The sequence below is a fragment of the Colwellia psychrerythraea genome (genome assembly GCF_000764225.1).
Lineage (GTDB): Bacteria > Pseudomonadota > Gammaproteobacteria > Enterobacterales > Alteromonadaceae > Colwellia > Colwellia psychrerythraea_D.
This window is the reverse complement of the sequence record NZ_JQED01000047.1, coordinates 77,418-98,194: the sequence shown is the minus strand read 5'-3', so window position 1 is coordinate 98,194 and position 20,777 is coordinate 77,418. Positions and strand designations below refer to the sequence as shown.

10 protein-coding genes and 5 pseudogenes are annotated in these 20,777 nt (G+C 37.9%); 12 read left to right on the top strand and 3 right to left on the bottom strand.

Features of this window, described 5'->3' with window-relative positions; genetic code table 11:
* Window positions 1-41: 41 nt before the first annotated feature.
* Window positions 42-1,112 (bottom strand): TMAO reductase system periplasmic protein TorT, encoded by a 1,071-nt coding sequence (torT, locus tag ND2E_RS04500; protein ID WP_052056872.1) that lies wholly within the window; start codon window positions 1,110-1,112, stop codon window positions 42-44.
* 52 nt (window positions 1,113-1,164) lie between these two features.
* Here torT and torS point away from each other — a divergent pair, with 52 nt between their 5' ends.
* From torS to ND2E_RS23165, 5 genes and pseudogenes are all read left to right on the top strand, one after another.
* Window positions 1,165-4,137: a TMAO reductase system sensor histidine kinase/response regulator TorS gene (gene torS, locus ND2E_RS04505; RefSeq protein WP_033095149.1), complete on the top strand. Its 2,973-nt coding sequence runs from the start codon at window positions 1,165-1,167 to the stop codon at window positions 4,135-4,137.
* 101 nt (window positions 4,138-4,238) lie between these two features.
* Window positions 4,239-6,191 carry a methyl-accepting chemotaxis protein gene (locus tag ND2E_RS04510; RefSeq protein WP_033095148.1) on the top strand — a complete coding sequence of 651 codons (1,953 nt, stop codon included), beginning with the start codon at window positions 4,239-4,241 and terminating at the stop codon, window positions 6,189-6,191.
* Window positions 6,192-6,660: 469 nt separating this feature from the next.
* A pseudogene (locus tag ND2E_RS23635) lies at window positions 6,661-8,550 on the top strand (PhnD/SsuA/transferrin family substrate-binding protein); the annotation flags it as partial.
* A gap of 39 nt (window positions 8,551-8,589) precedes the next feature.
* Window positions 8,590-10,707 (top strand): annotated as a pseudogene (locus ND2E_RS23375) (sensor domain-containing protein).
* Between the two features lie 307 nt (window positions 10,708-11,014).
* Window positions 11,015-11,185, top strand: coding sequence for a hypothetical protein (locus ND2E_RS23165; RefSeq protein ID WP_190277856.1), 171 nt, complete (start codon window positions 11,015-11,017; stop codon window positions 11,183-11,185).
* Between the two features lie 164 nt (window positions 11,186-11,349).
* On the opposite strand, the pseudogene ND2E_RS23630 reads toward ND2E_RS23165, so the two are convergent.
* Window positions 11,350-11,565: pseudogene (locus tag ND2E_RS23630) on the bottom strand (hypothetical protein); the annotation flags it as partial.
* A 222-nt stretch (window positions 11,566-11,787) separates the two neighbouring features.
* Between ND2E_RS23630 and ND2E_RS0121815 the strand changes: the two are divergent.
* From ND2E_RS0121815 to torD, 7 genes and pseudogenes are all read left to right on the top strand, one after another.
* A pseudogene (locus tag ND2E_RS0121815) lies at window positions 11,788-12,594 on the top strand (IS630 family transposase); the annotation flags it as partial.
* Window positions 12,595-12,691: 97 nt separating this feature from the next.
* The gene (locus ND2E_RS04520; protein ID WP_033095147.1) at window positions 12,692-12,907 is read left to right on the top strand and encodes a TIGR02922 family protein; all 216 of its coding nucleotides are present in this window, start codon (window positions 12,692-12,694) and stop codon (window positions 12,905-12,907) included.
* Between the two features lie 266 nt (window positions 12,908-13,173).
* Window positions 13,174-13,935 carry a TorF family putative porin gene (locus tag ND2E_RS04525; protein WP_081962092.1) on the top strand — a complete coding sequence of 254 codons (762 nt, stop codon included), beginning with the start codon at window positions 13,174-13,176 and terminating at the stop codon, window positions 13,933-13,935.
* A gap of 448 nt (window positions 13,936-14,383) precedes the next feature.
* Entirely contained in the window at window positions 14,384-14,569 is a 186-nt protein-coding gene (gene torE / locus ND2E_RS04530; protein WP_033095146.1) for a trimethylamine N-oxide reductase system protein TorE, read from the top strand.
* A 107-nt stretch (window positions 14,570-14,676) separates the two neighbouring features.
* Window positions 14,677-15,855: a pentaheme c-type cytochrome TorC gene (gene torC, locus ND2E_RS04535; protein WP_033095145.1), complete on the top strand. Its 1,179-nt coding sequence runs from the start codon at window positions 14,677-14,679 to the stop codon at window positions 15,853-15,855.
* 29 nt (window positions 15,856-15,884) lie between these two features.
* Window positions 15,885-18,377, top strand: a complete 2,493-nt coding sequence (gene torA, locus ND2E_RS04540; RefSeq protein WP_033095216.1) for a trimethylamine-N-oxide reductase TorA — start codon at window positions 15,885-15,887, stop codon at window positions 18,375-18,377.
* Window positions 18,374-19,041, top strand: a pseudogene (torD, locus tag ND2E_RS22230) (molecular chaperone TorD). The gene torA and the pseudogene torD overlap by 4 nt, the downstream one beginning before the upstream one ends.
* Before the next feature lie 305 nt (window positions 19,042-19,346).
* Here the strand turns inward: torD and ND2E_RS04545 are convergent.
* Window positions 19,347-20,711, bottom strand: coding sequence for an L-serine ammonia-lyase (locus ND2E_RS04545; protein ID WP_033095144.1), 1,365 nt, complete (start codon window positions 20,709-20,711; stop codon window positions 19,347-19,349).
* Window positions 20,712-20,777 lie beyond the last annotated feature (66 nt).

Genomic DNA, 20,777 nt, shown 5'->3' with positions numbered 1-20,777 from the left:
AGATGATCTATTCAATTACCAAAGTTGTCAGCTGCTAGCGATTATTTTATCTTCTCAGGTTTAATACTATAAATTGGCTTAAAGTGACTTGGCGATAACGATAAGTCAGCAGCCACCTTCTTTATATTGATTTGATCAATGGTGATTATTTTAGGCCCTTGTTCTGTTTTTATATCTCCTGTTATCAGGTAATCAACAGCTTGGTTAATCGCCATTTTTCCCTGTAATACCATTTGATCTGAATTAGCCATTAAGATTTTATGGCGCTTGATACCACGGTAAACCCCATGGCTAAGATAATGACTTAAGATCTCAGGCTGCTGCGCTTTAGCTAATCCCGCCACTTCATTTATTGCCATTTCAGCCATCACGGCATTACCTGCTAAATAATCGATATTGTTATATTTTTTTAAGACGCCTTTTAACAACGAAAACTGCGCTATCTTCTCGTTTAAGCCATGCTCTATGGCGATTATTTCAATAGGACTATTGACAAGCGCAGCCTGTAAACCTTGAGTTGATTGCAAACTTCCTCCTCCCCTTTTAGGACCTGGAAACCAAGCAAGTGTGGCAGGAGTGTCATTGAACTGATTTTGATGGTGCTTAACTAGGTACTCACCCAATTGATAGCCCATTTGATACCAAGACACCCCTGTTCTGCCAGTAATATTATTCGTGGCTATTTCATTTACTAAGGCAAAAACTGGCGTGTGCTGGTTAACTTGGGCAAGTTTTTGATTTAAGGCTTCAAAATTAACCGAGCCGACTAATATTGCGCTTGCTTGCCAGTGAATACATTGCTCAATTTGTCTTAACTGTTCATCCTTATTCTGATAGCCTCCGGCATCGAGAACTTTTAATTCAATTGATCTTTGTTTTGCCTGTTCAGTCATGCCAAAATTGATGCTAAGCCAATAAGAATCTTTCAGATGTGGGTAGACCGCACATAATTTAATTTTATCTTGGGATACTTTACCTACTGATAGCTCGCTACCTGATATAGTAGCCATTGATAGGTTATTATTTATGTGACCATGGTTAGCTGTCGCTGCAGTTGATAACAGTAATAAGCAATGAACAAAAATTAGTTGTAACACTAAAAGTATTTTCACAAAAAACTCTATTTAAAATGAATACACGGGTCGTGTAAAAGAGGATATTACATTGCACTTTCGTCGAAGTATAGGGAACAAACTATTATTTGCCTTTAGCTTTGTTGCGGGTTTACTGTTGTTTGTCAGTATTGTTGCTTGGAATGGTCTCAGCCTTATCGCCAGCACGGGTGATATCATTACTCAACAAACCTTACCTACACTTTCAAGTGCAAGAGAGTTAGCGAACCTTAGTTTACACATCACTCATCAAACGACGTTATTGAAAAATGTCAACGATGAGAAGCAGCGCCAAGAAATCAGTCAAACACTCACATCACTGCATTTAGCGGTTGAAGATAAGTTTACCGCCCTTGTATTACTCAATCTCAACAAGAAAAGTTTATCCACTTTAGTTAATTTAAAGAAAGATATTAATCAAGGCATTGGACAACTTGATGTCTATGCGAAAAATAAAATCACCAATCAACAACAACTTGAGCAAGCCTTTAAGGTAGTAAAAGCTTCAGTACATGAGATTTCTGTTCTATCTCAATCGCAAGTAGCCAACGCGAGTACCTTTGCCCTAGTACGCTTGACTGGGCTTTATGATTTAATTGAACAGAAAAATAAACTGGTACAAGCAAAAAAAGATATTGATTTAGTCATTGATGAAGACCTTAACTTACTTGATAAAATGGCTGCGTTAGAGCGTCATGCTCTGGAGTTAGAGCAAATAGCAAACTTGGTTATTACGACACAACAATACCAGCAACTTAATGAACTAGCTCAAAACAGAGATAGACTTTTATTGCTGATTTCAAACTTAGTAGATTCGATTACTGATCCCTATAGAGTGAACTTGGCCAGTATCGCACTGACTAAACTTAATTTATTTGATAGCTTGTTTGTTAATCAACAAAGAGCCATTGAATTAGAGCAAAAACAAAGTTTGCTACATCAGCATATTTCCAATCAATTAACCCAGCTAAACCAAGGCATATTGTCACTGATTGAAAAACAAGGGGTTTTAGCAAAGCAAACCAGTCAACAGCATCATAAGTTAGTTTCCTGGTCTCAGAACGTCTTTTTAATTACTACTTTATTGTCACTCGTTGTTACTATCTTAGTGATGTGGAAAGTTGTTTATCAAGGCATTGTTTTTAAATTACAAAAACATACTGACGCAATAGAAAAACTAGCTGCTGGCGATTTAGCAATTACGGTCGAGTCATCAAATGATGAAGAGTTAAAACATTTAGCTGAAGCACTCGATGTTTTTCGAGAGCATGCTATTAAAAAGCAACAGCTTGAGTATGAGCAACAACAAACAGAACAAGAATTGCGCTTACATAAAGAAAACCTAGAGCAATTGATTAATGTTAGAACGCAAGAGCTACAATATTCCAACGAAAAATTAAACAGCGAATCTAAGGCACATGCCTTAGCAAAGCAGCAAGCCGATGAAGCCAATAGAGCTAAGTCAGTCTTTTTAGCGAGCATGAGTCATGAAATACGTACCCCCATGAATGGCATGATAGGCACATTAGAGCTATTAACCGATACCAAGCTTACCTTAGAGCAACAAAAATATGCTCAAACTATTTTATATTCAGGAGAAAGTTTATTAGATATTCTAAATGATATTCTTGATTATTCTAAAATTGAAGCTGGCCATATAGCACTTTCATACCGCGCCATTGATTTAGCTAAATTAGGAGATGATGTTGTACATTTAATGCGTGCCAGAGCACAAAATAAATCGCTGCAGCTGCACTTTGAAAAAAGAGGTAGTATTGAACATTGGCGCCTTGCTGATTTAGGAAAGTTGCGACAAATATTAATAAATCTGATTAATAATGCCATTAAATTCACTCAACGGGGCAGTATTGTTTTATCAATAGCGGTTAATGATGAAAATATTACCGGAGATTCAGAGGTAACATTTTCAGTGACAGATACCGGTTGCGGCATTGCTAAAGAGAAACAAGCCGATGTTTTTCAGGCGTTTACTCAAGTAGATAATCTTCAAAGTGCTGTAGGTACTGGTTTGGGGTTAGCAATATGTCAGCGACTTGTCAGTGCTATGCAAGGGACTTTATCTCTTGAAAGTGAAGAAAATCGAGGGAGTTGTTTTACTTTTACCATTCCATTAGTTCGTGCTTCAACGGAAGCAATTAACGCTCAGCAAGTGTTATTTTCGCCATCACAAGCATTATCTCAACAATATCAAGTACTCATCGTTGAGGATAATGAAATTAACCTTGAGGTCGCCTGCGCTTTGGTTGAAAAATTGGGTCATAAAGTAATAGCCGCCAAAGATGGTGCGAGCGCGCTGAAATGTATGCACAATAATCGCTTTGATTTAGCCTTACTTGATATCAATCTACCCGATATTGATGGCGTGGTTTTATCTCAACAACTCAAAGTTATTGCTAAAGAAAAGCAAACGCCCTTCAAAACTATCGCTGTATCTGCCCATGTATTTAATGAAGATATAGCTAAATTTATAAAATCAGGTTTTGATGGTTTTGTTGCCAAACCAGTACAAATGAAAAAATTAAAGCCAAGCATAGCTAAAGTAATGTCGAATATTGAAGGATTAATAAACCAGCGAATTGATACTGAGGTTGAACAGAGGTTTGAAATAGTAGAAGCCCTTGTGCCAGCTGATAAGGACTCTCGAGTTGAAAGTCAGGAGCTTAGCAATTTTGATTTATTTGATGCCAGTATTCCCAATCAAGATATAGAGTATTTGGGTAGCGATAAAGTAATGCAACTTATTCAGTTATTTTGCCAACAACTAAATAGCGAGTATAGTGATTTTTCAAGTTTATCGGCCATAGCTCAACAAGCAAAATTACATAAACTAAAAGGCGCGGCTATCGGTTTAGGCTTAATTAGGTTATATCAGCTTTGTCAGACACTTGAAATCAACACTGCAGAGAATAAACTTCACTCTTCACAGTTACTCATGATCGAAGAACTAGTTCAATTGTCGAAGGAGTCGCTTCAACAATATGCAAAATCTCTTAAAAGTAATTAAAATTTACGATTACAGGTCTATATTACATATATTTCTTGACCAAAAAAATTGATAATTTATAATTAAATTCATTTATTGTTTTACAATTTAAAAGGTGTTAAATGTCCGGTAATGAAAAGAAATTTGCTGAAAACTCCACTTTAATATCTATTACTAATTTAGAGGGGAGAATAGAGTATTGTAATTCAGATTTCATAGAAATCAGTGGATACACAGAAAAAGAACTAATATCTTCTCATCATAAAATAGTTCGACATCCGGACATGCCAGCTGCGGCATTTGAAAACTTGTGGGAAACTGTTAAGAAGGATAAACCATGGCAAGGTCTAGTTAAAAATAAATGTAAAAACGGTGACTATTACTGGGTTGAAGCTCACGTAACGCCAATTTTTGAAAAAGGTAAAAAGGTGGGGTATCAATCTGTTAGAAGTTGCCCTACTCATCAACAAATAAAGGATGCTGAACGGCTCTATAGTTTACTTAAAAATGATAGTTCAAAGAAGTTACCCAAACCTTCACTTCATAAACGAATCAAGTTATCGACAAAAATCAATGCGTTAATACTTTTGTTATTATCCATCTTTCTTTTTGAACAAGTGAGTTCAGGACAGCTATTTACTTTAGCTCCAAGTGATATTTTATTGAATATAACTTTCTGTTCGTTATCACTCATTCTTGTATACATGTTTAATATCGATGTTGTAAAAAGGCTGGCAAGTTTAACAAAATCGTTAAGAATTATAGCCTCAGGTGATTTAACTGAAAATATAACAATTAATAAGTTTGATGAAATCGGTAATACCATTATTTCTACTAAAATGCTTCAGGGGCGAATTAAGGCCATTATAGGGAGGTTTTCCGAGTCGACTCAAAGCTTAAGTGTCGCCATTGACGTTTTATCTGAAAGTAGTTATCAAACTAAAATAAATATAGATAGGCAAAATATAGAAACGGAGCAAGTTGCCACAGCAATGAATGAAATGAGTGCTACTGTTTCAGAAATCGCTCAAAATACAACTAAAACCTCGGAATTCTCGGCTTATGCAGATGAAAATGCTACTACAGGAAAGCAGATAGTTGATTCAACCAAAGACACAATAGTAGAACTTTCTAAAGACATACAATATGTTGGTGAAACTGTTGATAATCTTGCACTTGAATGTCAGAAAATTAAAGATATTACAGCTTCTATTAGTAAAATAGCCGACCAAACTAACTTATTGGCTCTCAATGCAGCAATTGAAGCCGCCCGAGCGGGTGAATTTGGACGAGGGTTTTCAGTAGTTGCAGATGAAGTTAGAACTTTATCTTCACGGACGCAATCCTCTACAGTGGACATAAATGCTATGATCGAATCCTTACAAAGCAGAAGTCAGGATGCCGTATCAGCAGTGACACACAGTTTAGAAAAAGTTAGCAAGTCCGTTGAGCAAATAGGCAATACAGAAGATGCGTTTAACCAAATAGTAAATTCTGTTGTTAGTGTTAATGACATGAATTTACAAATAGCAACAGCTGCCGAAGAGCAAAGCTGCGTGACCGAAGAAATGAATCGCAATGTTCACTCCATCAATACTCAATCCGAAAAAACAAGTCAAAATGTACTAAGCCTTGAAGAGAGAGTACATTCATTAACAGATATGTTGGCTTCATTAAGGTTACAAATCAATCAATATGATTTGGGAGAAACAGCAAGCCAATTTGATTTCAATAAAGCTAAAAGTGCTCACCTTTCTTGGAAATCAAAAGTACGGGATTTTCTTCAAGGAGATTTACAGGCTATCACTAAAGAGCAGGTTTGTTCTCATCGTGAGTGCATGCTCGGGAAATGGTATTATTCTGAAGGCATTAAAAATTACGGTCACTTAAGTACATTTAAGGAAATTGAAGCTCCTCATGCTAGGTTACACGAAATAGTTAAAGAGGTTTATCAACTATACGAAATGGGAGATTTAAATAAAGCCGATAGCCTTTATAAAGAGCTTTCCCCATTATCGGATAATATTGTTCATTTACTCGATAAAACAGAACAATCGATAAAAATCAACACCTAATCTTAGCCTCTTGACTGAATTTGCGGCATAGAATTTAAGTAACTTGGTTGTCTATTAAGTTAAAGGTAGAGCAACGCCACATGAATACTAAAAATGTTTGAAAAAGTTATTGATGTTAATAACTGCAATTTTGCTTCACTTATCGCTAGATAAGGTTGATGACGAATAACTTTATCTAGTTTATTACGAGCTTTTAAATTATTAACATACATAACCTGAGCTCGGTTTAATAAATTATTCTCTAGCAGCTACTTTTACTGACTTCTGCGTTAAATTCACTTGCAATAGACTCGCTATTGACGCGTCAATTTGCCTTGAATTAAGTAAAACTATCTAGGGGCCAGAGATACATTGAAATATTTAATTTATATATTTCAGGTAGTTAAAAATATCTTAAACCGAGTTCAGGTTACATAAATAATTTAAAGATGGCTAAACTGACCATCATAAAATAAAGGTTCCTATATTAATGGATCGAAGCAGTACCCCCTTAAAAAGCATATTTTATAACTCCCTTGTTCAAGTTGGTTTATTACCAATAAAGCGCTTGTTAACATTATTACTTCTTTGGCTTTTACTTGTTCTTGCTTTACCTAGTTGGGCCAAAGAACCTATTAGGGTAGGGATTCTCGCTTTTCGGCCTAAAATACAAGTGATAGAACAGTGGGGACCTTTAGCTTCATATCTTCAAAAGGAACTTGGACACAGCGTAAGGTTAACAGCATATAGTTATCCAGAGCTTGAAAATGCGGTGTTGAACAAAAAATTGGATATTGTAATAACTAATCCGGCTAACTATATATTATTGCAACATAATAATAACCTATCGGCTCCCCTAGTTACTCTCATTACTAATAATAATGGTAACGAGTTAACTTCTTTTGGTGGTGTCATGTTCACAAGAGCTGATTCACATATAACGAAGCTATCTGACATTCATGAACATAAAGTTGCGGTAACTAAGTACGGGTCACTGGGCGGTTACCAAATGCAGGCTTATGAATTATTTCTTTTAGGTTTAAAAGCTCCCCAAAATGAACAATTACTTATTACAGGTATGCCACATGATAATGTTGTTAATGCCGTATTATCAGGAAAAGCCGATGTCGGCTTTGTTCGCTCAGGCGTACTAGAGTCGATGACAAAAGATGGGAAAATAAAATTAGCTGCGATTAACATTTTAAATCCCCAAGCGCTTAAGCCATTTCCGTTTGTAACGTCAACTCAGCTTTATCCGGAATGGCCGATAGCGACTATGAGTCATGTAGAAGCTCATTTAGCTCGTCAAATTACCGTTGCTTTACTGTCATTACAACCAAAAAACCCTGCGGCTATTAAAGCAGATATTCATGGGTTTACCATTCCTGCTAATTATACTCAGGTGGAAAACTTATTGAGAGAGCTGCGCATTGCCCCCTTTAATATAGTTCCTGAAATAACAGTGATGGAAATCTGGGAACAGAAGAAAGGCGAAATTGCCATCATATTGGGGTTAATTTTGCTACTCATCATTATAGGTTTAAGGTTAATCATTCAAAACCGATTTATAAAGCAAAAAGAACTACACCTATTATCCGTTCAAGATAACTTAAATAGTACTTTGAATGCTATTCCTGACTCTATGTTTGAGCTTGGCCTTGACGGAACCTATTATCGAATATGGACTCCTGATTCCAATTTTCTATTAGCAGAAGAAAGCAAATTAATAGGTAAGAAAATTTCTGATGTAATGGAGCCAGAAGCAGCAAAGACTTGTTTAAAAGCATTGCAAGAAGCGAATGTTAAGAACTTTAGTGCAGGTCATCAAATTACATTGTCTTTGAATAATCACGATAGGTGGTTTGAAATATCGGTAGAGAAAAAAGAACTAAGTTATGAAGACCAGCCTGTTTTTATTGTTTTATCTCGTAACATTACCGCTCGAAAACTTGCTGAAAAACGTGATAAGTACCACAGACATATATTAAAGCTCATTACGAATGGTCAGTTATTACCCGTAATTCTAGAAGCCATTGTGCTTGGCGTTGAAGATGAAAATTCAGAAATGCTATGTAGTATTCTCTTACTTGACGAGACAGGAAAACATCTATTGAACGGTGCAGGACCGAGTCTTCCAGATTTTTATAACGAAGCGACTCACGGTATGGATATTGGTGTAGGGGAAGGCTCCTGTGGTACTTCAGCCTTTACAGGTAAGCGCGTTATTGTTGATGATATTCAAAGCCACCCGTATTGGAAAGACATCAAAGAAACCGCAGGCAAAGCTGGGTTAGGTGCTTGTTGGTCACAGCCGATACGCTCAACCGAAGGAGAAGTACTTGGTACTTTTGCTATTTATCACCGTGATGTACATAAACCAACAGAAGATAATATTGAATTAATCGAGCAAGTTGCTGACTTGGCCAGTATTGCTATAGAGAATATCCAGACTAAATTAACATTACAGTCTAGCGAAGAGCGTTATGCCCTCGCCATGAAAGGAACTCAAGATGGAATATGGGACTGGAATATACTAACTAATGAAATTATGTATACCCCACGATGGAAAAGCATGTTGGGGTATACAGAAAATGAAATTAAAGATGAAATTTCAGAATGGGAACGATTAGTACATCCGGATGATTTAGCCATCACTTTATCCAGTATTAGAGAGTTTTTGAACCATAAAACTAAAAAATATATAGCTGAGTTCAGAATGAAGCATAAGGATGGGCAATATATCAATATTCTTTCACGCGCATTCGCAAGTGAAAATGAAGCAGGAGAAATAACGCGTTTGGTGGGTACTCATGTTGATATTACTCAGCAAACGCTATCAGAAGAAAAACTGAAATTAGCGGCCAGCGTATTTACGCATGCAGGTGAAAGCATTGCTATCACAGATGCCGAAGGCATAATACTTGATGTGAATGATACTTTCACACACACCACAGGTTATAGTCGTGAAGAGGCTATAGGCAATAACCCACGCATTCTGCAGTCTGGCCGACAATCCCACCAGTTCTATGTTGAGATGTGGCAAGCGTTACTAAATGAAGGCTATTGGTCTGGCGAAGTTTGGAACAGGCGTAAAAATGGCGAAGTGTACGCTGTCATGACAACGATAAGTGCGGTTAGAGATGTACATGGAGTTACCACCCATTATGTTTCCTTAGCTAACGACATCACCACAATAAAAAAACATCAAGAACAATTACAGCGTGTTGCTCATTTTGATTTACTGACGAATTTGCCTAACCGTGTATTACTTGCTGACCGATTAAATCAAGCTATGTTGCAATGTGGTCGTCATGAGCAGTCACTTGCGGTTCTATTTCTCGATTTAGATGGCTTTAAAGCCGTTAATGATAGCTATGGTCATGATGTAGGTGATGACTTATTGATTGTTTTATCATTGCGTATGAAAGAAGCGTTACGTGAAAATGATACCTTATCTCGTATTGGGGGAGATGAATTTATCGCGGTATTAGCAGATTTAGACAAAGTTGAAGACTGTGAACCCGTATTGGAGCGGTTATTACAAGCAGCATCTAAGTCAGTCAATATTGGTAATGTGGTGTTAAATGTATCTGCCAGTATTGGTGTCACTATTTATCCTCAAGATAATGTTGATGCCGAACAGCTCATACGTCATGCAGACCAAGCTATGTATGTGGCTAAGCAATCAGGTAAGAACCGCTATCACTTATTTGATACGGCTCAAGATGACGCGATTAAAGTGCAACGGGAAAGCCTAGAGGCTATTCGCAGTGCATTAGATAATCAGCAGTTTATTCTGCATTATCAGCCAAAGGTTAATATGAAAACAGGGAAAGTGATAGGCGCTGAAGCGCTTATCCGCTGGCAGCATCCAACACGTGGATTATTAAATCCAATGGAATTCTTACCTGCCATTGAAAATCACGCCATGATGATTGAAATGGGGGAGTGGGTTATTGATAGCGTATTATCACAAATTAGCCAATGGCAGAAAATGGGGCTTACCCTCCCTATAAGCGCTAGCGTAAACATTGCCGCAGTACAATTGCAACAGTCTGACTTCACACAGAGGCTAATTAGACAGCTAGCCGACCACCCTGAGGTTGACCCTTGCCGCTTAGAGTTAGAGATACTTGAAACAAGCGCTTTAGAAGATGTTCATCACGTCTCCACTATCATGAATGATTGTATGGAGCTAGGCGTAAATTTTGCGCTAGATGATTTTGGTACGGGTTATTCATCCCTGACTTAACTAAGACGGTTACCCGCAGGTTTGATTAAAATTGACCAGACTTTTGTACGAGATATGTTAAATGATCAGAATGATAGGGCGATTGTTGAAGGTGTTATAGGCCTAGCTAAATCGTTCAAACGTGACGTGATTGCTGAAGGGGTTGAAACCATTGACCATGGCACAGCTTTATTGCAATTGGGCTGTGAACTAGCACAAGGGTACGGCATTGCCAAACCGATGCCTGCGAGTGATATTCCTTTATGGATTCATGACTGGAAGCCTGACGCCAATTGGCAGTGTTAGAGCATGTCTGAACTACTTCAAATTATTAATGCTAATGTTCGCTCTTTGTCGGATTACTTGCCGTTAGGTATGCCAAGGTCACGTCCGTATCGTTAAGGTTTTTAGATATCAGCAGCCCATTATCCAAAGGCTGATGTCTAAAAGGCTCACAATGAAGAAACCGCGGAAATCAAAATCGGTGTCCTGTGGGGATTGCTTGTTCGTCTTTTGGTCTTGATGGGTAAAATTCGTAAGGGTATAGCTAACGGTACCTGCCTCTAGCGTTTGTTCTCAGATACATATCTCTTCACTTAATTTAGGAGATAACATGAGAATTTTTCGTAGCCAAGATCAATGGCAATCCATTATTGAAGATCAACAAACCAGCGCTTTAACCATCCTTGATTATAGCCAACAACAGCAATTATCAACCTCTACAGGGCAAACGGGTTTAAACTATACAGATGTAAAGCCAACGGTGATTACCTTCATCATATAAGCTTCATCCCAGCCCGCTTTTAGCCGTTTAGTTTTAACTCCTACTTTGATGCTTTTCTCATTCTCTAATAGATTCAGTGCTACTTTGTTCATCATTGAGAAGTTTTCTGCCATGCTTTTCCATCTAGGATGGCGCTCAATTAGCCATTGTATATCAGAGGTCAACCAAACATTTCTCTGTTCAATGCGTCCATGATCACCATTGACTGTTTTATTGACGGTATGAGAAATATTTTTAAATTTATTTGCCAAATTTGTTTCTAGGAATAGCTTAATGTCATCATGAAATTCACCCTGGTTATCTTTCAACGCTAAAACATAATTGGCTTGAGCTTCTACTATTTTATCGGCAATAACAAACTGACAGCCCATGGCATCCATCGTTATTGTAGCGTCTTTCATGTCTAATAATACTTAATCATCTACTATTTATAAGTATAATAACCCACTACATTCCACACTAAATTAAATTTAAAAAGTATTCTAGTTGTTAAAAATTAGTGAGTTATAAGAAAATATAAGCACTTGTTCTTTTAGCCTAACTTTACTAACACACATCTATTTTACGTGGTACTTTTAGATTCTTATGGTTATTTTTGATAGGGCGGCTCTGTCTCATGTTTATCTGCCGAGCAAACAAGCCTAATCATTTCACACATAACAGCGCATACGTATTGCCATGCTCATCAAATCAGCGCATATATTTGGGAAACGTGTGAGATTCGATTTAGTATTTCAGGTCTTAACAAATGGCTTCATCAACAAGGCTTCAGTTACAAGCAACCTAAAGGTGTTCCTCATAAGTTTGATGAAGTTAAACAAGCTAATTTTATTGAACAATATGACAGATTGAAAAACAGTGTTGGCAATGAGCCTATATTATTCATGGATGCAATGCACCCCACTCAAGCGACGAAGATCTGTTGTGGTTGGATAAAAACAGGGACAGATAAAAGTATCGAAACTACAGGTAGTCGCACCCGTTTGAACTTAGTTGGCGCGGTTGATTTGCAAAACATTGCATCCGCTTATGTCAACCGCTATGAAAAAGTAAATAGTGAAACCATTGTTGATTGTTTTACTGAATTAAGAAGTAATGAAAAGTCGGACAAAACAATTCATCTAATTTTAGATGGAGCTGGATATCATCGTTCGCAAGTAGTTAAAGATAGGGCAGTTGAATTAAATATATTGCTTTATTATTTACCCCCTTACAGTCCAAACCTAAACCCAATAGAAAGGTTATGGAAAGTGATGAATGAGCATGTCAGGAATAATAAGTATTTTGCAACAGCTCGTGAATTTCGAGAAGCCATCGATAACTTTTTTATCAATATACTCCCAAGTGTCGGTGATACATTAGGGAGTAGAATTAATGACAATTTTCAGGTACTAAAAACCGTATCTTGAAGTGATTTGGGTATATAAGTTAAATGTACCGTGTAAATCACCAAACATTTTTTAAACCGATAGACTTAAAATACAGACAACAAATACTAAGAAGCCAATGAAAAAGAAAACTGTAAGCATATTCTATTATTGTGAAGACTCCGTAGAATTAGGAGTATATATAGGTGAGTGTCCTTTGGCTGAATCAGGCAGAGTGGTTATTGCTCCGAGTTTCAAAAAAGGCAAAGCAATAATTTCCGTATGCGAAGGAAGAGTTAAGGTGCTTAACAAGCTTGGTGATCGCCCACTAAATCAAACCCTTGCAGCTTCATAAAACCCAGCATGTTGAAAATAACCAACGAGCTTGGCACGTGTTATTGCTTCATCTTCTACCACTAAAATATGTTTATCGTTCAAACTAGCTTCCTATTAGGGCTGATCAACAAAAATACCATTATCTCTGTTCAATTAAAGATAATTTTATAATTATTTTTACATATTGTGTTCATCTAAGCACATAATGCTGTTCATAACTAAGCGATACAATAACGCCATCAAAAATAATTTATCTGATTTATATCAATCTTGGAGTACTACGTTATGAATAAAGTAATAAAAACAGCAAACCGCGTTCTCATTGGCACAATGTTACTATCTTGCCCTTTATTAGCAAGTGCAGAGCAGAGCAAAGAAGAATTATTTAATGGTACTTTCAGTGGCTCAGCAAAAATAGCAACAGATTCAGTTTTTCGAGGTGAGTCAACCGTAGCAGATGGAGATACAGCAGCAATGTCAGCAGGCTTTACTTGGACACACAATAATGGCTTCTATGCTGGTGTGTCTGGCGCCACCGCACAATACGAATCAACCCCTGACATAAGAGCAAACCTTTCACCTTATATAGGTAGGTTTGGTACTTTTGGTAACAGTGATATTAGCTACAATGTTGTTGTTTATCATTACACCTACTCTGGTTCAAGTAACTCTAATTACACTGAACTTTGGCTGGAAGTTGCGAAAGACTTTGGCCCGGTAAACATGAAGCTTGAAGTTACACCAACTTTAGACGACTGGTTCGGTGTTGATGGTTGGAGCGGCATTAACTATGCAGTTCACCCTAGTACTACCTTTGAGAATGGCATAACACTGTCAGGGTCAGTCGGTTACCAAGATTTAACAGGTGAAGGTGCTGATGGCTGGGGTCACTGGAACCTAGGGTTTAGCAAAGAACTCTATGGTCTAAATGTTGATTTTCGTTATCACGACTCTACGATGGATAGTTCACACCCTGTATATGGCGATGAACAAGGGCTAAGAATATTCGATAGTCGCTTTGTTTTTAGTGTCAGTAAAAGTTTTTAGTTAACTACCGCTAGCCCTTAATAATACCAATCAGACTAACTAAGTGATCATTTAAAATGGCTTAAATACTCAATAACATCGTTGCTTTCAATCACAATAGCTAGCTATTGCTCAATCAAGCGCCTTGTTCTTGAAAATTTACACTCATTAAAATTTGAACCATTAATTAATCTGATTGGTATAAAATAGAATACGCGTAATAAAGCACAAAGAAAACACTAGACCTTCCACTTGATTTGCCTGCTTTTGTACATTGTAGCAGACCGCTCCTAACAACTTCCCTGTTAATGGCTCAGGGTAAATATCCCCCCCTTTCACATTTCTGTTCATATTCTTTCACAAATTAAGGTAAGCTGTCATTTCCTCTCCCATGGTTATTCACATTTTTCATCTATAGTTAGTTTATCAAAAAAATATTACCCGCGATTTATTAAAGAGGAGTTTCGACATGACTGCGAAACAGCTAAATAAAGATATAGATAAAAAAACAGGTGAAAAGAAAAAGCTGAAAGAGCTGAAAGCATTGGGCTTCATTATTATTGTGCTATTTCCCGTATTAAGCGTTTTTGCTATCGGTGGCTATGGCTTGATCATTTGGTTGATTCAAGTATTCGGCGGTGTCATTCCTCATTAGAGAATTCATTAGAGAATTCATTAGAGAGTCATTGTAAAACCGATTAGCAAGCTAAACAGCATTCTCAGCAGTAAAGTAAAAAATTAAGAATAACGAGGATTAACATTATGAAATGGTTCAAAAACCTCTGGCAAACACTTAATACGCCAGCCAAATACTTAACATTAGGCTCTATCAGCTTAACCGCTTTTTTGATGGGCATTATGTTTTGGGGTGGTTTCAACACAGCAATACAAGCAACCAATACCGAAGAGTTTTGTATCGGCTGCCACAGCATGGAAAGTAAACCCTACCAAGAATTACAAAAAACAGTGCATTGGTCTAATCATTCAGGTGTACGTGCAACTTGCCCTGACTGCCATGTGCCACATAGCTGGGGCCGAAAAATTGCCAGAAAAATGGAAGCATCAAGTGATGTTTGGGGCTGGTTTTTTAAAACGGTTAATACCGATGAAAAATTCGAAAGCAAACGCTTAGAAATGGCATCAAGAGAATGGGGACGTTTTGATAGAGATGACTCATTAGCGTGTAAAAACTGTCACAACTATGACTCGATGAAATGGGATGACATGTCAAAACTTGCGCAAAAGCAAATGAAGCGTGCGGCTGAAAAAGATCAAAGTTGTGTTGATTGTCATAAAGGCATTGCACATACCTTACCTGATATGGGGACAGCTAGAGCACCAGAATTAATTGCCGAAGTAGGAACTGGGCCAAGTAAATTTGACGATGGAGAAGAATATTTTACCGCCTTAACTAAACCATTATTCTTTAGCTCAAACGGTGATGTTGAAGCGGGTACTTTGAATGTTGCGACTAAGGTTAAGGTGTTAGAAAGCAAAGATAACCGCGTAAGAATTGCCATTGACGGCTGGCGTAAAAAAATGGGCGCTGGTCGAGTCATTTACCTTGAGTTTGGTATCAATATGCTCACCGCACAATTAACCAAAGATGCAGCCAAAACAGAAGGTGTTATTAACGGTTTTGAAGAAAAAGAAGACGATATGACGGGGTTAAAATGGCAACGTGTTGAAACAGAACTTTGGACTGATGCAGAGTACTTAATTACCGAGCAACAACCACTTTGGGATTATGCCAGAGACACCTTTAGAAGCAGCTGTAGTGTTTGTCATACCCAACCTGACGAAGCTCACTTTGACGCCAACACTTGGCCAGGTATGTTCCAAGGTATGATAGCTTTTGTCAACATGGACCAAGATACTCAAGCACTGGTACAAAAATACTTACAACAACATTCATCAACGTTTGTTAAAGAAAAACACTAATTGGAGCTTATCCCATGAAAGAAATAGTCATGAAAAGAAGAAGTTTTTTAAAGGGCATATTAGCAACCTCTTTTACCCTAGCAAGTGCTGCTTCAGTGTTAACTCCGTTAAGCGCTTTAGCAAAGGTTGGTGCAAAAAACCGTGATGATTGGTTAACGACAGGCTCACACTTTGGCGCCTTTAAGATAAAACGTAAAAATGGTGTTATCGACCAAGTTAAGCCATTTGATTTAGATAAGTACCCAACGGATATGATTAACGGCGTTAAGGGGTTGGTCTATAACCCATCACGTATTCGTTACCCTATGGTGCGCTTAGATTTTTTACTTAAAGGTCATAAAAGTGATACCACACAACGTGGTGATTTCCGATTTGTTCGAGTGACTTGGGATCAAGCGCTAACATTGTTCAAACAATCACTAGATGAAGTGCAAACTAACTATGGACCATCAGGCTTACATGCAGGCCAAACTGGTTGGCGCGCTACTGGACAATTACACTCTAGTACCAGTCATATGCAACGCGCTGTTGCTATGCATGGAAACTTTGTTAAGAAAATAGGTGACTACTCTACCGGTGCAGGCCAAACAATACTGCCTTATGTGTTAGGTTCAACGGAGGTTTATGCCCAAGGCACCTCATGGCCGCTTATTTTAGATAATGCCAAAACCATTATCTTATGGGCTAACGATCCTTATAAAAACCTACAAGTAGGTTGGAACGCCGAAACCCATGAAAGTTATGAGTATCTTGCCCAGTTAAAAGAAAAAGTAAAACAAGGCAAAATTCGCGTGATCAGCATAGATCCCGTCGCATCAAAAACACAAGATTATTTAGGTTGTGAAAAAATCTATGTTAATCCACAAACTGATGTCGCGCTGATGCTTGCTATCGCTTATGAGCTTTATAGCAATAACTTACATGACCAAAAATTCATTGATGGTTATAGCTTAGGTTTCGACCGCTTTGTGCCTTATTTAACAGGCGAAACTGATGGCATTGCTAAAACACCTGAGTGGGCAGAGAAAATCACTTCAGTACCTGTTGATGTTATCAAAGACTTGGCTAAAACCATGGTCGCTGACCGCACGCAGTTTTTAATGGGGTGGTGTATTCAACGTCAGCAACATGGTGAACAGCCTTATTGGATGGCTGCAGTATTGGCCTCTATGGTTGGTCAAATAGGACTACCTGGTGGTGGTATAAGCTATGGTCATCATTATTCAAGCATTGGTGTTCCTTCTTCTGGCGCAGCAGCTCCAGGGGCTTTCCCAAGAAACTTAGATGAAGGCCAAAAGCCGATCTTTGATAGCAAAGACTTTAAAGGCGCAAGTAGTACTATTCCTGTAGCACGCTGGATTGATGCGATTTTAGAACCAGGAAAAGTGATTGATGCTAATGGCGCGAAAGTCACTTACCCAGATATTAAAATGATGATTTTCTCAGGAAATAATCCATGGAATCATCATCAAGACCGTAACCGTATGAAAGAGGCATTTCATAAGCTAGAGTGTGTAGTAAGTATTGATATTAACTGGACGGCTACTTGTCGCTTCTCAGACATTGTATTGCCTGCTTGTACCACAATGGAACGCAACGATATTGATATTTATGGTAGTTACGCAAACAGAGGCTTGCTAGCTATGCAAAAAATGGTTGAGCCATTATTTGATAGCTTGTCGGATTATGAAATATTCACCCGTTTTGCCCGCATTTTAGGCAAAGAAAAAGAATATACCCGTGGTATGACTGAGCTTGATTGGCTTAAAAAGCTCTATAGCGAATGTAAAACCGCTAATGACGGCAAGTTTGTTATGCCAGAATTTGAACAATTTTGGCAAGATGGTTACGTTCACTTTGGCGAAGGTAAACCATGGACACGCCATGCTGACTTTAGAGACGACCCTGAAATTAATCCTCTAGGCACACCTTCTGGATTAATAGAAATTTTCAGCCGTAAAATCGAACGCTACCAATACGATGACTGTAAAGGTCACCCAACGTGGATGGAAAAAAGTGAACGCAGTCATGGCGGTCCTGGCTCAGATAAACACCCTATTTGGATGCAATCTTGTCACCCTGACAAACGTTTACATTCACAAATGTGTGAATCAAAAGAGTACCGTCAAACTTATACAGTACAAGACAGAGAGCCGGTTTATTTAAACCCAGAGGATGCTAAAAAACGTGGCATAAAAAGTGGTGATGTGGTGAGAGTATTTAACGACCGAGGCCAATTACTTGCTGGTGCCGTTGTTAGCAAAAACTTCCCTAAAGGCGTTATTCGTATTCATGAAGGAGCTTGGTATGGTCCTGTTGGAGATGATGGCAGCATCACTGGTGGCGCTAAAGTTGGTGCATTGTGTAGCTATGGCGATCCAAATACTTTAACGCAAGATATTGGTTCATCTAAATTAGCGCAAGCTTGTTCAGCTTATACTTGTTTAGTCGACTATGAGAAATTTCGTGGTAAGTTACCGCAAGTCACTTCATTTCAAGGACCATTGGAGATAGGCGCATGAGTCAGGTAAATAAAGAAATAACACAAGAAATTTCTGAAGAAAAAGCAGCAAGAGCGGTAGTGTATAACTTTCTCTCTTCACTTTTTGCTAAAGAAGTATCAAGTGATTTAGTGTCGCAATTAACGTCTGAGCAAGGACAGAGTTTTTTAAACTCCCTTGCCCTTGAGCCAAGCTTATCAGCGCCAATAAATGAGATTAATACCAAGTTGGCAGCGCTTAACGCTAAAGAGTCATTACTTGAGCTTGCTGCAGATTTTTGTGGTTTATTTTTAGTGGATGGCAGAGCTAGTGTATCGCCCTATGCAGGTCAGTACCTTGGTGCCGATAAGAACGTTAAGAGGAAGTCAGATAGACCACAAATATTTGGTGAGCTACATCAGAAAATGACTGAGTTTTTAACTGACAACAAGCTACAAATCACAGCGACTTTCCTGAGCCTGGCGATCATATCGCAGTAATTTTGGCCTATATTGCTCATCTGTCTGTTACTGCTGAGCCTAAAGAGCAGCTTAATTTCATTAACAGCTACTTAATGACTTGGCTAAGAGGTTTTACTCAGCAAGTAACTAAACATGACCATGGATTGTTTTATGGTGCCGTGGCAGATTTAACTCTGCAATGGCTACAAATTGATATTAAAGGTTTACACCGTGATTATAAATAGCCTGACGCTGGCTGTTTAAAAATAACCTTGATAGTAAATAGCAAGAATAATCCAAATCATTCCGATAATATGTGGACGTTCGAATTTGAAAAGGGAAAAACACAGAGCTTCCCTTTTCATTTAGTGCTAGTTAACTATTATCTTAGCGTAATAAATCTTCATTTCACCAACGATAAACAATGAAATGGAATCTAACCGTAAATAGACAATCACGAACTTGCGAATAAACCGAATTATGTTAAATGCTTATTTCACTTTCATATATTTTGTTTGACATTTTAAGAGACAATAAAACTGTAAATTTATCACTCTACTAGCTTTACGTTGATTGCCAGCCCTCCCCGTGAGGTTTCCTTATATTTTAGGTTCATATCGTTGCCAGTTTGGTACATAGTATGTATAACTTTGTCTAATGAAACTTTTGGCTCATTTGGGTTCTTTAAAGCCAACCGAGCTGCATTAATAGCCTTAACAGCACTCACCGCATTTCTTTCGATACAAGGGACTTGTACTAGTCCACCAACAGGATCACAAGTAAGGCCTAAATGATGTTCCATAGCTATTTCAGCGGCATTTTCAACTTGTGCGGTGTCACCTCCCCAAATATGAGTTAGGGCACCCGCAGCCATAGAGCAAGCTACTCCTACCTCCCCTTGACAACCTACTTCAGCACCTGAAATGGACGCATTCATTTTATATAAGCTACCTATGGCTGTAGCTACCGCAAAAAACTCTACTAATAGTTCTTTCGATATAGTAGCTTCAAATCGGTTAATATAGGCAAGTATAGCAGGGATAATGCCAGCTGCTCCATTCGTCGGTGCTGTCACAACTTGATTTCCAGCGGCATTTTCTTCACTTACAGCTAAAGCAAAAACATTTAACCAATCTATTCTATCAAGTGGATCTTCGTGTTGTTGATTAATCAAGGAGTCAAATAACATATTTGCCCTCCTTTTTAACTTTAAACCCCCAGGTAGTTCACCCTTATTTTTTAGACCGTGTTCAACACTTTTAAACATTGCTAGCCATAATTGATTACATTTAAAATCTATTTCGCTTTTGCATGTGTAGGCTTGCTCATTCTCTATAATAATTTCTGCTATATTCTTTTTATTTTTTTTACATAGGGTTTTTAACATTTCAAAACTGTTGTAGGGGTACTTAATTGCATCTACCTGCTTTATTACCTCAAAACTTTCATCGTTCCTAACAATGAAACCACCACCAATAGAGAAGTATGTCTGTTTTAATAACGATTTTTTATTGCAATTAAAAGCTTCTAATGTCATGCCATTCGAATGCTGTGTCAGAGATTCTCTACTTTTAAAAATGATGTCTCTATAAGGCTTAAAAGGTATCGGGTGGAAACCATGTAAACTCAAAGACTGTAACTTTTTGACTTTTTCTAATTGAAATCTAGCACTTTCTATATCTATCGTTTCTGGTATATACCCCAGTAAGCCAAATATTATAGCAGTGTCGGTGCCATGACCTTTTCCTGTGCTAGCCAAGGAGCCATAAAGTGTCACTTCTATTCTATTTATATCATTTTGATATGGAACATTCCCAAGTGCTTGAAGAAATCTGAAAGCTGCTTTCATCGGGCCAACTGTATGCGAACTAGATGGTCCTATTCCGATTGTAAACATGTCAAAAATACTGTGCATTAAAAACTCCTTTGGTTTCTGCCCTTATTAACTTATGACTCATGCTGCAACGCTTTGATATTAGAA

Bases quoted from the DNA above. Each gene is read 5' to 3' on its own strand.
- ND2E_RS04545 (WP_033095144.1), bottom strand. From the start codon at position 20,711: ATGCACAGTATTTTTGACATGTTTACAATCGGAATAGGACCATCTAGT.
- torA (WP_033095216.1), top strand. From the start codon at position 15,885: ATGAAAAGAAGAAGTTTTTTAAAGGGCATATTAGCAACCTCTTTTACC.
- ND2E_RS23165 (WP_190277856.1), top strand. From the start codon at position 11,015: ATGAGAATTTTTCGTAGCCAAGATCAATGGCAATCCATTATTGAAGAT.
- ND2E_RS04520 (WP_033095147.1), top strand. From the start codon at position 12,692: ATGAAAAAGAAAACTGTAAGCATATTCTATTATTGTGAAGACTCCGTA.
- torE (WP_033095146.1), top strand. From the start codon at position 14,384: ATGACTGCGAAACAGCTAAATAAAGATATAGATAAAAAAACAGGTGAA.
- torC (WP_033095145.1), top strand. From the start codon at position 14,677: ATGAAATGGTTCAAAAACCTCTGGCAAACACTTAATACGCCAGCCAAA.
- ND2E_RS04510 (WP_033095148.1), top strand. From the start codon at position 4,239: ATGTCCGGTAATGAAAAGAAATTTGCTGAAAACTCCACTTTAATATCT.
- ND2E_RS04525 (WP_081962092.1), top strand. From the start codon at position 13,174: ATGAATAAAGTAATAAAAACAGCAAACCGCGTTCTCATTGGCACAATG.